Source organism: Streptomyces sp. NPDC049687 (assembly GCF_044465285.1).
In the GTDB taxonomy this organism is placed as follows: domain Bacteria; phylum Actinomycetota; class Actinomycetes; order Streptomycetales; family Streptomycetaceae; genus Streptomyces.
The window spans coordinates 315,733-329,782 of sequence record NZ_JBITLN010000004.1; the positions used below are offsets into that span (position 1 = coordinate 315,733).

General features: G+C 69.2%; 6 protein-coding genes. All 6 read left to right on the forward strand.

The window, feature by feature from the left end; translation table 11 throughout:
• Nucleotides 1–5 precede the first annotated feature (5 nt).
• Nucleotides 6–296 carry a WXG100 family type VII secretion target gene (locus tag ACIBVL_RS15755; protein ID WP_399097703.1) on the forward strand — a complete coding sequence of 97 codons (291 nt, stop codon included), beginning with the start codon at nucleotides 6–8 and terminating at the stop codon, nucleotides 294–296.
• Nucleotides 296–829: a hypothetical protein gene (locus ACIBVL_RS15760; protein ID WP_399097704.1), complete on the forward strand. Its 534-nt coding sequence runs from the start codon at nucleotides 296–298 to the stop codon at nucleotides 827–829. Before ACIBVL_RS15755 ends, ACIBVL_RS15760 begins: the two co-directional genes overlap by 1 nt.
• 96 nt (nucleotides 830–925) lie before the next feature.
• Nucleotides 926–5,113: a hypothetical protein gene (locus ACIBVL_RS15765; RefSeq protein ID WP_399097705.1), complete on the forward strand. Its 4,188-nt coding sequence runs from the start codon at nucleotides 926–928 to the stop codon at nucleotides 5,111–5,113.
• 227 nt (nucleotides 5,114–5,340) lie between these two features.
• Nucleotides 5,341–5,799, forward strand: a complete 459-nt coding sequence (locus tag ACIBVL_RS15770) for a YbaB/EbfC family nucleoid-associated protein (protein WP_399097706.1) — start codon at nucleotides 5,341–5,343, stop codon at nucleotides 5,797–5,799.
• Between the two features lie 61 nt (nucleotides 5,800–5,860).
• On the forward strand, nucleotides 5,861–6,259 hold the full coding sequence (locus ACIBVL_RS15775; protein WP_399097707.1) for a WXG100 family type VII secretion target: 399 nt from the start codon (nucleotides 5,861–5,863) through the stop codon (nucleotides 6,257–6,259).
• A 43-nt stretch (nucleotides 6,260–6,302) separates the two neighbouring features.
• Nucleotides 6,303–14,050: hypothetical protein (locus tag ACIBVL_RS15780; protein ID WP_399097708.1), on the forward strand; the 7,748-nt coding region annotated here is incomplete at its 3' end.

Genomic DNA, 14,050 nt, shown 5'->3' on the forward strand with positions numbered 1-14,050 from the left:
AGAACATGATCGATTACAGTCTCGAGTTCAGCGGCCTCGAGGAGGCCGCCGGTCAGATGGTCACCATCTCCCGGCAGCTCAGCAGCTTCCTCGAGGACCTGCAGACGGGCACGATGAAGTCCATCCTCAACTGGGAGAGCGGCGCGCGGGACCTGTTCGACAGCCAGCGGAACATCTGGGCCCAGGGCGCCGCCGACATGACCACGCAGGCCGACAACGCCGCGGCCGCCCTGAGGACGATCATCGAGCACTACGCCGCCGGTGAGCGGGCGGGCTACGCAATGTGGAACAAGTGATGGTGGACATCAAAGTTCCGCATTGGGGGCAGGATAAGAAGAAGATAGAGGGCCCTCACCCGAAAGAGTGGGACCCTACGACGTTCCACGCGCCGCACACGCGGTCCGGACCGAGTAAGCACGATGCGACGCCCCCGCCCGTTCCCGGTGGTTCCGGCAAGGGGGGGAAGACCTCGGTCGACACGCCGTCCATGGAGCTTTTCGCTTCCAACATGGAGAAGCTCGCGGAGCCGGTGAAGCAGGCGTACCAGAAGCTCGCGGAGCTTCAGAAGGCGAATCCCGGAGCCTTCTACGACGCCTACATGCTCCGCCAGGTCGCCTGCGGAGCCAACGGGGACACGGGGCTCCAGAACACCTACCTCAAGATTCTCCACGATCTGGGCCAGGGGCTGGCGGACATCAGCTCCGGTGTGCGCCAGTTGAGTTCGAAGTACACGACCGTCGAGGAAGAGTCCAAGATGACGGCCGAGGATCTCAACAAAGCGATGAACTCCGCTCAGAGCGATTTCGCCAAGATGGGCTCCGGGGGATGAGAACCAGCTGTACGGCTGCCTGTGGCGGCGTCGGGTGCCTTTTGGCCTGACGCCGCTGCAGGCGTTTGCCCCTGCACGAAGGAGAGCTTGGACGCCATGGCAAAGACACCGAAGAAGGACTACAACTCCGGCCCCACCACCCAGCAGACGGACACGTCCGGAATTTTCGGCAACAACTCCGTCATGGGGTCCTCGAACGACTACGACAACTGGGACTGGAAGCAGATCGAAGCGGTCATCGTCGGTGGTTCCAACATGGCGAAGACGGACGAGGTGAACCGGGCACACACCGTGGCCTCCCCGCAAAGTCTCTACGACGCCGGTGACACGTTCCAGTTCGTGCAGGATGTTCTGCAGATGGTCTCGGAGAACATCGTCGCGCAGGCCAACGCGCTGGCCGGCGAAAAGGACTCGCCGTGGCAGGGCACTGCGGCGGATGCCTTCATGACCATGATGCAGACCTTCTCCAAGCAGGTGGCTTCCAGCGCCAATGCGCTGTCCGGGGGGAGCATGAACGCCTCGGTAGCGCAGACCCTCGTCGATGCCGGCAACGATCTCGCGGTGGCTCAGGCGAACATCGTCACCATCGACCACTGGTACGGGCAGCAGGCGCTGAACATCGGAATCAAGCCGATGAAGAACGGGCTCATCCCGGTCAGCAAGAGCCCGGAGATCGTTCGGATGATGACGGAGGACATGCGCAAGGTACTGCACACGCTGGCACGACAGTACTCCTCCGAGACGCGCACTCTGAATCAGGTCTCCCCGACGAACATCACATCTCCGCTCAGTGGTACCAATCCGGATCTCAAGCAGCCGGACACCACTGCCTTCAAGCAGCCTGATACCAGCCTGCCGCTCTCTCCCAAACCCAACCCCATCAACGTGGGCCAGGGGCCGGTCACACAGTTCAAGTCACCGACTCTGCAGAACACGCAACGGACTTCGCCGTCTTCGGTGCCGCCGGTCACTCGCCCGCCTTTGTCGCCGACGTCGCACAATACGCCCGTGAATTCTCCGTTGCAAGCGCCGTTGACGGACAGCTCGGGATTGCCGTTGTCGCGTAAATCGCCGATTCCGTCTCCCAAGTTGGCATCGCCGCCGCCCACACATGCTCCCCCGAAGTTGAACACCACGATGCACGAGGCGCTCAATCCGGGTCCTAAGCAAACCTTGCCGCCTGTGCCCAACAGCAAGACCACGAACACGATCCCGCCGTCGTCCATTGGCTCTCCGTCGGGGCTGCCGTTGGATTTGTTGAAGACGGGCACGAAGGGTAGCCCGCTGCCCAACGTGCAGACTCTTAATCCCAAGGGGGTGAATCTGTCGAATGTCGGCGACCCCAAGGCGTCTGTGAAACCTGTGTCCTTCGTGAGCCAGCCGCCCCTTGTTGGGGGGCCTTCGTCGACGAAGGGCTCGGGTCCGGTGTCGCCGTTGCCGTTGCCGAAGACCTTGGCGAATCAGGGCAAGAACAAAATCGGCTCTCCGTCGGGGCTGCCGTCGGATTTGTTGAAGACGGGCACGAAGGGTAGCCCGCTGCCCAACGTGCAGACTCTTAATCCCAAGGGGGTGAATCTGTCGAATGTCGGCAACCCCAACGCGCCTGTCAAACCTGTGTCCTTCATGACCAAACCGCCCACGGGCAACGTGACGCTACCGACCGGTCATGCACCGACTGTGCCGTCTTCGGGGGTGCCTGGGGGTGGTGGGATGCCGTTCATGCCGATGTCGCCGTCTGGGGGTGTGCCGAGGGATGAGCATCGTTCGGATTCGTCTGGTCTGTTGTCGGATGGTGTGAAGCCGTGGTCGGACAAGGGTGGTGAGTTGCCGGCCGGGCAGGAGCATGTGCTGAAGCCGGGTGTGGATCCGGGTGGGCTGGGGTTGTCGAGGCCGTTGCCGAACCAGTCGCTGCCGGATGGGTCGTTGTCGCATCTGCAGGTGCCGACGGGTCATGCGCCGACTGTGCCGTTGCCGGATGGGTTGTTGTCGCATCGGTCGGTGTCGGGTCCGGGTGGGCGTGTGTCTGGTGTGCCGTCTGGTGTGTTGGATCATGGTGGTGCCGGTGGTGTGTCGTTGGCGGGGGCTCCTGGTGGGGGTGTGCCGTCTTCGGGGGTGCCCGGGGGTGGTGGGATGCCGTTCATGCCGATGTCGCCGTCTGGGGGTGTGCCGAGGGATGAGCATCGTTCGGATTCGTCTGGTCTGTTGTCGGATGGTGTGAAGCCGTGGTCGGACAAGGGTGGTGAGCTGCCGGCCGGGCAGGAGCATGTGCTGAAGCCGGGTGTGGATCCGGGTGGGCTGGGGTTGTCGAGGCCGTTGCCGAACCAGTCGCTGCCGGATGGGTCGTTGTCGCATCTGCAGGTGCCGACGGGTCATGCGCCGACTGTGCCGTTGCCGGATGGGTTGTTGTCGCATCGGTCGGTGTCGGGTCCGGGTGGGCGTGTGTCTGGTGTGCCGTCTGGTGTGTTGGATCATGGTGGTGCCGGTGGTGTGTCGTTGGCGGGGGCTCCTGGTGGGGGTGTGCCGTCTTCGGGGGTGCCTGGGGGTGGTGGGATGCCGTTCATGCCGATGTCGCCGTCTGGGGGTGTGCCGAGGGATGAGCATCGTTCGGACTCGTCTGGTCTGTTGTCGGGTGATCCGAAGCCGTGGTCGGACAAGGGTGGTGAGCTGCCGGCCGGGCAGGAGCATGTGCTGAAGCCGGGTGTGGATCCGGGTGGGCTGGGGTTGTCGAGGCCGTTGCCCAACCAGTCGCTGCCGGATGGGTCGTTGTCGCATCTGCAGGTGCCGACGGGTCATGCGCCGACTGTGCCGTTGCCGGATGGGTTGTTGTCGCATCGGTCGGTGTCGGGTCCGGGTGGGCATGTGTCTGGTGTGCCGTCTGGTGTGTTGGATCATGGTGGCGCCGGTGGTGTGTCGTTGGCGGGGGCTCCTGGTGGGGGAGGGCCGTCTTCGGGAGTGCCCGGGGGTGGTGGGATGCCGTTCATGCCGATGTCGCCGTCTGGGGGTGCGCCGAAGGACGAGCACCGGTCCGATGCCTCCGGACTCGTGACGGGCGGCGCCGAACCGTGGACGGATGAGCACGGTGAGGTGACCAGGGAGGGCGAGGTCGTGCCGTCCGAAGGGACGCCCGCGGGCGGGCCTGGGCTGGCGCACCACGGCACCGGTGTCGGCGGTGTGACGCTTCCGGATGCGACGGATGCCGACGTCCAGGCGCCGGCGGAGCACAGGAAGCACGACCACGACGCGGTGCTCGTTCCCACGCCGGTTCCTCTGCTCGTCCCGCAAGTGGGTCCGGGCCAGCCGGCCCAACCGGTGCCGCCGGTGCCTCGGGGGAGCGGTCCGGGCGAGGTGACCCCGGTGCGTCCGGTGACGCCGCCGACCGCGTCGCGGGTGGGCGTCGGCGGGGTGTCGGTGCCCTCCCAGGGCGCTCTCCGCGACGTGGCGGCGGCCGAGCGAGCGGCCGCGCAGGAAGGCGGCATGGTGCCGCCGTACGGGATGCCCGGCGCCGCGCCCAAGGGCGGTGACGAGCGCTCGGACTCTTCGGGCCTGTTGCTGGAGACGGAGAAGGGCTGGGCCGGCCCCGAACTCGAGGGCTTGCCGAGCGAGACGCAGGGGGCCCCGGTCGGTGGGGCGTCGCTCCGCGGCGTGAACTCCGCGGCGCCGGACGAGCTTGCCGAGGACCGTGTCGCGGTGGTTTCCTGCGTCGAGGCCGCGGAGGACACCAGCGCATGGGAGGCCGCCGACACCGCGATGCCGTGGGTGCTCGGCGGGCGCCGTACTGAGGAGGCGGAGGAGGAAGAGCTCCAGCTCAAGTACGTCCTCAGCGACGACGACGGGTGGAGCGACGAGGACGTGGCGGTCTCCGCGGCCGGAGTCGGCGCCGACGAAGACGAGCGCTCGGACGCGGAGGGCGCGGTCGCCGTCGTAGAGGAGTCGGGATGGAGCGACGGGGTCGACGCGGACTTCGCCGCTGGGCTCGGCTTGCCGCAGCCCCCCGCCCCGGATCACGTCACAGCCGAGCCGGTCACCGGTCCGGGCCTCGCCACCTGGCGGCCGGACCGTTCCCAGGTCGCGGCCGTCGAAGAACCACCGGCGCTGGTCACCGGGTACGCCGGGATGCTGATGAGCACCGCGGAAGTGCCTGATGACGAGGAGGAGGACGAGGCGACCGACGAGGCCGAGGAGAACGGCGAGGAGGCGAACAGCAGCCACGGCATCGCCGACCTGCTGAGGCAGGGCGCCGATTCGTGGGGCGCCGTTCCCGACGAGACCGACGCGCTCGGGTGATCGTCCAGCGCCGCGACGGTGAGGCGGAGCGGGCCGGGTTTTCCCGCCTCTCCGCCGCACATGGTCGTTGGGGCAGAGGTCCGTGTTCGGCGGGTCATTGACCGGGCGAATCGGTTTGCGGAGCTCGGGGCGGCATGTTCTCTGGCTCCGTACGGCTTCGCGTGATCGGGGCGCGGGAGCACTTCCCCGCACGGCGAGGGCGTCACAGCACGTGGGAGAGGAGCAGCATGTCGAGTCCGTATGACGCGCACATAGAAGAGCTGCTGGGCGCGTATCGCAGGGAGCGCGCGCAGATCGGCGAACTGCAGCGCACGATGCGCGAGATCAAGGCAAGTGCGACGGCTCCCCGGCAGGCTCTGAAGGTCACCGTGAACTCGCAGGGCGAGGTGACCCAGATCGAGTTCCTCACCGGCGCCTACAAGCGCATGGCTCCTGTGGAGCTCTCCCAGATGCTCCTCACGACCATCCAGAAGGCCCGGACGACCGCGATGGCGGAAGTGGCCGAGGTGCTGTCCGGTCACCTTCCCGCGGGGATGTCCGCCGCCGACCTGCTCCAGGGCAAGGCAGATCTTGGCGGACTGCTGCCGGAGGCGCCGCCCATGGCGGACGAGGTCCGGGAGTACCTCGCCAACGGCCGTCCCGGCCGGGGGGTCGGCCCCCGTATCGCGCGGCCTCCGGTCGCCTGAAGAACCCCAAAACCCTGCGCTGTCTCCCCACCTACTGAGCTGATGTGAGAAGGAGGTCGCGGTGTCTTCCAGCTACTTCGCGGTGAACCCCGACGGTCTGGCCAAGACCGCTCCCTATCTGCGGGCCTTTTCCGACCAGTGGGCGCAGATCGGTGCCCGGCTGGAGGCACGCCTCGACGAATTCGGTAACTGCTGGGGCGACGACGAGATGGGAAAGGCTTTCGAGGAGCAGTACCTCGAACCCCGGAACCAGATGATGGAGGGGTTCAAGGGAATCGCCGAGGTGCTGGACAGCACGGCTGACGGAATGGAAACCATGGCGAAGGGATTCCAGGCGACCGAGGATCAGAACACGGCGACCGCCCGCGGTTTCGAGCGCGGTGCCTCCTCCCCTCACTCGAATTTTGCCCCGGACATGCCGTCCGGTGATTCGCACGGCCACGGCTCCTCGCGCGGCTGACCTGTTAATTTCCGGTGGAAAGGCCCTGTAGATCATGAGCATTATGATTCCACCGGAATTGGGCCCCATTGCCAAGATCACCGTCGGGCAGCAGTTCCCGACGGGGAACGAGGACAGGCTCGCGGCACTGGGCGCGGCGTGGAACACGGCGGCGCTGGAGATCAATCAGCTCATCGGCGAACTCAATCCGGCGACCGCCGCGACGTTCGAGAATCTGGCCGGAGCGCCGGCGGAGCAGTTCGGACAGTTCGTCAACCAGCTGAGTCAGACCATGCCCGTCATGGCGACAGCGGCTGCGCAACTCGGTGAGATGGCCGAGACCATCGCGCTGGAGATCGAGTACGCGAAGTACATGATCATCCTGCAGCTTGCCTGGATGGCCGCGGAAATCGCCTATCTGTCGGCCACGCTGTTCGGGGCGGCGGCGATTCCGGCGGTGGTCACGGCGGGCCGGTTCGCGATTCAGACGATCCTGCGGGAGCTGTTCATCGCGGTTCTGACGTCGATCGTGATGCAGGTCGGCATGGATGCCGCGGTGCAGATCATCCAGTTCCTGAAGGGCGACCGTAAGCACTGGGATGTGAACGCCACCAAGATGGCGTTCGAGATGGGCGGGCTCGGCGGGCTCGTGGGCGGCGGGCTGGGGCAGATCATGCGCCATCTGACTCCCGCGTTCTCCAGGTCCTTCATCGGCAATGTCAGCCACGGCGCTCTGACCGGCCTGGGCTTGACCGAGGCGAGCAATCTCATCTTCGGTACCCACCAGGACCTCGGGTTCGGCGCCGCCGCCGGCGGCCTGGGCGGGGCCATCTCCCATGGCCACACCCTGCGCGGCGGAGGATCGCCGGAGCACATCGAGGTGCCCAAGCTCGACAAGCTGGTCTCGCCCGAGATGCTGAAGCACGAGATTCCGGGCGACAACCGGACGGGCACACCCGAGAGTCTGTTGCAGGTCCCCGACGAGCACGCGGTGCAGGTGACCCAGGAGCACTTGGTGCAGGCGCCTGGGGAGCATTCGGAGCAGGCGCCCGGGCAGCATTCGGAGCAGGCGCCCGGGGGGCACTCGGAGCAGGATTCCGAAGAGCACCCGACCGGGCAGCGCCCCGACGAGGAAGATATCGACCTGCCGGAGGCGCCGAAGCCGTTCGACCCGTCGGAGTTGCCGGACCCGTCGCCCAGCGCCCTGGTCACGGACCTTCCCTCCGTCCCGACAGGGACGCTGCCTCTGCTGAGGCAGCAGGTGAGAAACCGCGTCGACGAGCTCAGCGAGATAGCGCGGTCGGCCGGGCTGCCCGAGACGCAGTGGCGGACGCAGGCCGACTCGGTGCGTGAGGCGGCCGACTCGGGCGACTGGGGCGAGGCGGCCCGGCGTCTGCACGACATGCGGACGACCATCGAGCACGGAATTCTCGACCAGCGGCTGGCGGACTTCCGCACCCATGCGGAGACCGGGTTCTCCCGACTGCGCGACCTGGGCGTGAACGAGGACGCCTGGCGTGCCCAGGTGGACGCCGTGGAGCAGGCGCAGCGGACGGGCAACCCGGTCCTGCTGGACAGCCGGCTGAAGGAGTACACCGACTTCGTCGAGCGTCACCTTCCGGTCGAGGTGGTCTCCGAGAACGGCTCGCGCACCTTCGACCCGGCGGTGGAGCAGCTGCGCCGGGAGCTGACCACGGTCAGCGACCCGACCGTACGGGAGGCGTTGCAGAAGGACCTGGAGTGGCACCAGCAGGTTCAGCAGCGCTTGGACCGGCTGGCCCAGTCCGACCCCGAGTCCGACATCATGCGGCGCCGGACAATCGCGAATGAGGAGTCGGCGCAGTCGCCCCAGGAGGTGTCCCAGGCCCGTGAAACCCTGCGGGAGTTCCAGAACCAGCGCGACCTGCAGCGGCAGCTCGACGAGGTGCGGGAGGGCAGGGCCCAGACCGAGCTTGACCGGCGGCTGGACGCGCTGCGCGAACGGGCCCGGCCGGACGCGCGCGGGCAGGAACTGCTGCAGCGGGTGCTGGACTCGAACACGCCGGAGGAGAGCGAGCAGGCGCTTCGTGACCTGGTCGCACACAACCAGCTGACACTGCAGGAACGGCAGCTCAACACCCTGCGCGAGGGACTGCTGCCCACCGAGGACCCGCAGCGCGAGCAACTCGTCCAGAAGGTGGAACACGCCCGGACCCCTGAAGAGGCGCGCCACGCGCAGCAGGAGCTCAAGGAGTACACGGACCGGCAGATCCAGGAGCAGCAGCAAACCCTCACCGAGCGACTGCACACGCAGGAGGATGCCCGGAGGCAGGCGGCGAACGAGGACCTGCTGCGGCGGCTCGACAACCTGAACGGCGGGACGCCGCAGGACCCGCGCGAGGCGGAGCTGCGGCAGCGGCTCGCTGTCGCGGCGAGCCCGGCGGAACGCGCCCAGGTCATCCACGAGCTGGGAGTGCACCAGCAGAGCGTGCTGCAGCAGCGGGTCGATGCCGCGTCGACGCCGCAAGAGCGCAGGCAGGCGCTCGACGCGCAGGCGAAGTTCAACAACTGGACACCGCTGGAGCGGCGGCTGGCCGACCTGCGCAGGGAGTCGAACCTGGGCGGCTCACCGGAGGCGGACGCCCACCGGGCGGAGCTGGTGCGTCGGGTGGAGATCGCCCGGACGCCGGAGGAGGCGCGCCACGCGCAGCAGGAACTCAAGCAGTACACGGACCGCCAGATCGAAGAGCAGACGCGGCACTTGGAGGAACGGCTCCGTCAGCAGGGCGGTGGCGGCGCGGGGGTGGCGGCCCACGCGGACCTCATGCGGCGGTTCGAGCAGCTGCGCGGTGACGGGTCGCACCAGGACCCGCGCGAGGCCGAACTGGTGAAGCGGATGGAGGAGGCCGACAACCCGCAGCAGGCGCGGACCGCCGAACAGCAGCTCAAGGACTACCTCGCCGGCCGGGAGCAGCAGCGCCAAGTCGTCGAGCAGCAGCGGCTGGCGCAGGTCCGTACCCACGAGCAGGAAGTCACCCAGCTGCGCGACCAGCTGACCCAGCAGCGCCGGACCGGCGCGCCGGAGGAGGTCGTACAGCAGACACAGCGGGAACTGGACCAGGCGCAGCAGCGCCTGGCCACGGTGCGCACCCACGACGAGAACACCGCCGCGCTGAGCCACGAACTCGACCAGCGGATCGAACGGCCGGCGTCGGACTCGGACCGTCCCGGTGCCGGATCCGGCCGGGGCGGGGGCACGGGTTCCGGTGGTACGGGGTCCGGCTCCGGGAGCCGGCTGGACCGGCTGGTGCAGGAAGGCGTCTTCCGGCAGGCGGAGCAGGAACTCACCCGGGCGCAGGAGGAGCAGCAGTTCCTGCGTCAGGAGCCGGACGAGCCGGGCTCGTTCACGCTGGACGAGCTCGACGATCTGCCCAGCGCTCCCATCGCCGGGCCCAAGTCCGTGCCGAACGCTCACATCGGTGGGCTGGACGGTCTCCCCGACGTGTCCACGAGCGGGCCGGAGTCCCTGCCGGACGCGCATACTGTTGAGCCGGGCGCCCGCACCGCCGAGCCGGACGAGCCGGGCTCGTTCACGCTGGACGAGCTCGACGATCTGCCGATCGTGCCGACCACCAGGCCGGAGCCGTCGGCCGTCGGCAGGCCCGATCCGCTGCGGGACACGCCGGTCGACGGCGGCAGGCCCGACGCCACGGTTCCGCCCGAGTCGCGTCCCGTCACGAACGAGCCGCGCGTGCCGCTGTCCGACGAGGCGGCCGACAGGATCGCCTCCGAGATCCGCGCGAGCCTGCCCAACGCCCCGGTGAGTCCCTTCGTACGTCTGGGCGACGCGCCGACCGGCCCGGGGCACACGGAGACGTCACCGCAGGCGCGGCCGCCGCGTGTCGAGCCGTCCGCGTCCCGGCCCGGGTCCGACGTCACTCAGGCCCAGCGTTCCCGCCCGGTGTCCGAGACGGAGTTGCCGTCCGTGCCGGATTCCGGTCCGCGCGTCGACCGGGACACCATGCCCTCGCGTGTCCCGCGAGTCGCCGACCTTGAGCGGACCCTCGCGGAGATCGAACGCCAGGACTCGGCCCCGACGCAGGCCAACGACACCTCGGCGGCGCCGCCCGAGCACCCCACCGCGACGGAGCCGACCACCGACGCGGCCCGGCCCGCGGAGCACGTCGCCCCCTCCTCGGAGAACGCCTCCGAGACCCCCCGAGCGCACGCGCCGGCCGAGCCGCACACGCCGACCGCGCCGGAGACGGTCGTAGCGCCGTCCGAGGTGCGGTCCGCGCCCGCGGGTGCCCCGTCGCGCCACGTCGCGGGCGGGCCGGGCGGGCCGTCGGGGTCAAGGGCCGGTGCGCAGGACCTGCAGGTACGGGCGGAGCAGTGGCAGGAATTCCGCACCGCGCGGGACACCGAGTACCACCATCGCTTCACCATGGCGGAGCAGCGTACGTGGCACACCGAGGGTCTGGACGGCGACTTCGACACGGCCGTGGCCCGGTTCCGGGACGAGGACCTGTTCGGCGGCGCCTACCTGCCCGACGACAGCGCCGCGCTGAAGCACGTGCGTGAAGGGTTCCGCAAGGACGCCGAGGCTGCCTTCGAGGCGGGCTGGCACGAGGCCGGCGGCCGGATGATGGACGAGCACGCCTGGCAGGCCAGGCTCGACGACCTGCGGTCGACCCTGTCCGACCGGCTGAGCCGGGAGAGCGAGTGGGAGCGGCAGACGGCGGCGTGGGAGGAGCACGTCGACGACGCCCTCACACGGTTCTGGATGGACGACCAGGACGTTGACGGCTACCTGGACGACCCGCAGGCGATGGAGGAGTTCCGCGCCGCGGAACGCGGCCGGGTCGGTGACACGGTGGCCACGGTGTGGAAGCAGTCGGCCGAGCGGCGCGCCATGCGACTGCGGACCGCACTGGATGAGCTGAGCTCCGGGCTGGATGAGCGGCTGCGGGAGGCAAGCGAACTGCACCGCTACCTGCGGAACGGCGAGCGGGAGTTCGACCAGGCCCTCGAAAGATGGGAGGAACGGGAGTTCGACCCGGTCCTCCAAACATGGAGGGATGACCTCGCGGGCGGCGGTCAGCTCGGGCAGGAGGCCGCCGCGCGGACCCGTCAGGAGTTCGCCCGTGACCTTCGCACCGCGTGGGACCGGTCGGCCGAAGGCCCGGAGCGCCAGAGCACGTTCGACGAGATGGTGGCCACCCTGCCGGAACGGCTGGAGCACGCGCAGCTCCGCGAGCTGCGGATGGAGCGGGCCCGGCAGGTGCTGGAGGAGGCCTACGTTCCCTACGAGGACGATCTGGCGGGCGGCGGTCAGCTCGACGACGCGGCGAAGGAACGCCTCGCCGAGGAATGGACCAGGGCCGTGGAGGCCGAGCTGGACGAGCACTGGTTCGGCACGCCCGGCCGCACCGACTTCCGCCTGCCGTCCCCGGACACGCTGCCCGGGGAGCCGGCCGGCACGGCTCCGGCACGATCGCGGACGGGTGCGGATCAAGGCGCCGCGCCGAGCACCGACCGGCCATCGTGGGAGGCGAGGTTCGAACGGCTGACCGGCACGCTCGTGCAGCGGCTGGAGCACGAGTCCGCCCTGAACACCGCATTGGAACGGGCCGCCGACGACTTCCACGGCATCGTCGGCCACCCCGAGAGCGCGGTACACCGCTACGACGTCTCCGACGAGGCGTTCAAGGCCCTCGCCGACGACTTCCGCCGCGACACCGTCACCGCCTACGACCGCATCTGGGGCCCGGAAGACCACGACACCGACGCCTGGCTGAGCCACGAAGCCGAACACGAGAACGCCTTCCGCACCACACTGGACGAGGCGCAGAACGCGCCCCTCCGTGTCGTCGGCGACGACACCGCATCCGACACCGACACGGCACCCGACACCGACACCGCATCCGACACCGACACGGCACCCGACACCGACACCGCGCCCGATACCGACGCGGCACGGGACACCGACACAGCGCCCACAGCCACCGAAGCCGAACAACCGGCGGTCCTCTCCACCCCGGACGCAACCCACTCCCAGCCCAGCGTCCCCGAACAGCAGACCGCGCCCCACGACGGGCAGCGCCCCGTGCCCGCCCCGGACCCGGCACAGCAGCTGGTCGCCCGGATCGCGGACCAGCCCCGCACAGAGCTGGACGGTCCCTCCTCACGGCAGGGCGACAGGCCCTCGACCACCAAGGCTGAAGAGCCCTCGACGGCGGGTCACGGCGTTCGCGACGTCGGGCCCGACGCATCTCTGCGGCTGTTCGCGGAGCGGCAGTTCGGCAAGCTGGACGCACCCACGGCACGTCAGCTCTGGACGGAGGCCTCGCTCGTCACCGCTCAGCACAACCCCTTCCCGCTGGTCTTCGGCCGCCTCGCGGAGGGCATGCGGCAGCGTGATCCCCAGCAGTTCTGGTCCATCATGCAGGTGGCGCAGACCCTGCATGAGAACGCGGGCGCGCCGGACCGGATCGCGCAGGCGGTCGAGGTCGCCAAGGGCCTGGCCGCGGAGCGTGGCGTCGACGCGTCGCGCCCAGGCGGGCGGGGCGGTGCCCTCGACTTCACGAGCTCGTCGGGGCCGTCAGGGGTGGAACACGTCGCGGGGACGAGTTCGGGGACGCGCCCCGCGTCGATGCGGCTGGAAGCCATACCCGAGGAGTACCAGGACATCAGGCTGCCCGGCACCGGCCACGTCGTCCGGGTCGACGCCGAGACGGGACAGCTGCTGTCCGTGGTGTCTGGAGGGAACGAGGCCAGTACCGACGTACGGGTCGAGCCGACGGGCGACGGCGCCCTGCTGGTGCATGTCGAGAACCCGGCGGACGGCCCGATGACGTGGCATTACGACGCCGATCGGACGCTGGAGTCGATAGAGCGGCCGCTGGTCGCGTACCGGGGCAACCCGCTCGGCGGTCAGCGGGTGCGGCTCGACTTCGGACCTGACGGCGGTCTGCACGCGGTCCTGCTCGTACCGCAGGGCCCTGGGGAGCGGTTGCACGCCGAGGTGCTGCGGGGCGAAACGGCCGGGCGGCTGCCCGGTGGATTCCGGGTGACCGATCCACGCACAGGGGTGGAGTACTACTTCGACAGTGCGGCACGGCAGGTGCGTCCTCCGGAGCCGGTCACGCGGCACATCCCCTTCGACGGAGGAACGAGCCGGCTGTCCGCGGACGCCCTGCGGGTCATCGACGCACTCGCCCAGAGCACGGCCCACGAGGGTACGGCGGCCCTGGTACAGGGACGGCCGCTGCCCGTTGTTTCGATCAGCGGTCACGGCAACGGCACCCTGCTCGGGCGGCCCGACTACGGCCGGGCCATCCGGCGCGGCGAAGAGCGAGCGGAGGCGGTGGCCAAAGCCTTCACCGAAAGCCTGCGCGCGCAGCTGCGAGCCGCGGGGGCGCCTCCTGAGCTGCACGCCGCCGACTTCTCCGTCGTGGTCACGTCACGCGGCCGCGAGTATCCGCTCGGCACGACCGTCTCCGACGGTCCGGCCGCCCTCCGCCGCGCGGTCATCACCATCAGCCACCCGTCGCCGACCCTGGCAACACTCTTCGCGGACTCACCCCGACGGGCGACAGCACAGCCGACCGGGGACGGGACAGGTCCCGAGGTCATCCGTGACCCGGAGCAGACGCACACCGCTGAGGAGCTCCGTGTCGCGGAGGAGCGTCGCGCCGAGCAGATCCGTGCTGAGATCCTTGCTGAGGAGCTCCGCGTCGCTGAGGAGCTCCGTGTCGCGGAGGAGCGTCGCGCCGAGCAGATCCGTGCTGAGATCCTTGCTGAGGAGCTCCGCGTCGCTGAGGAGCTCCGTGT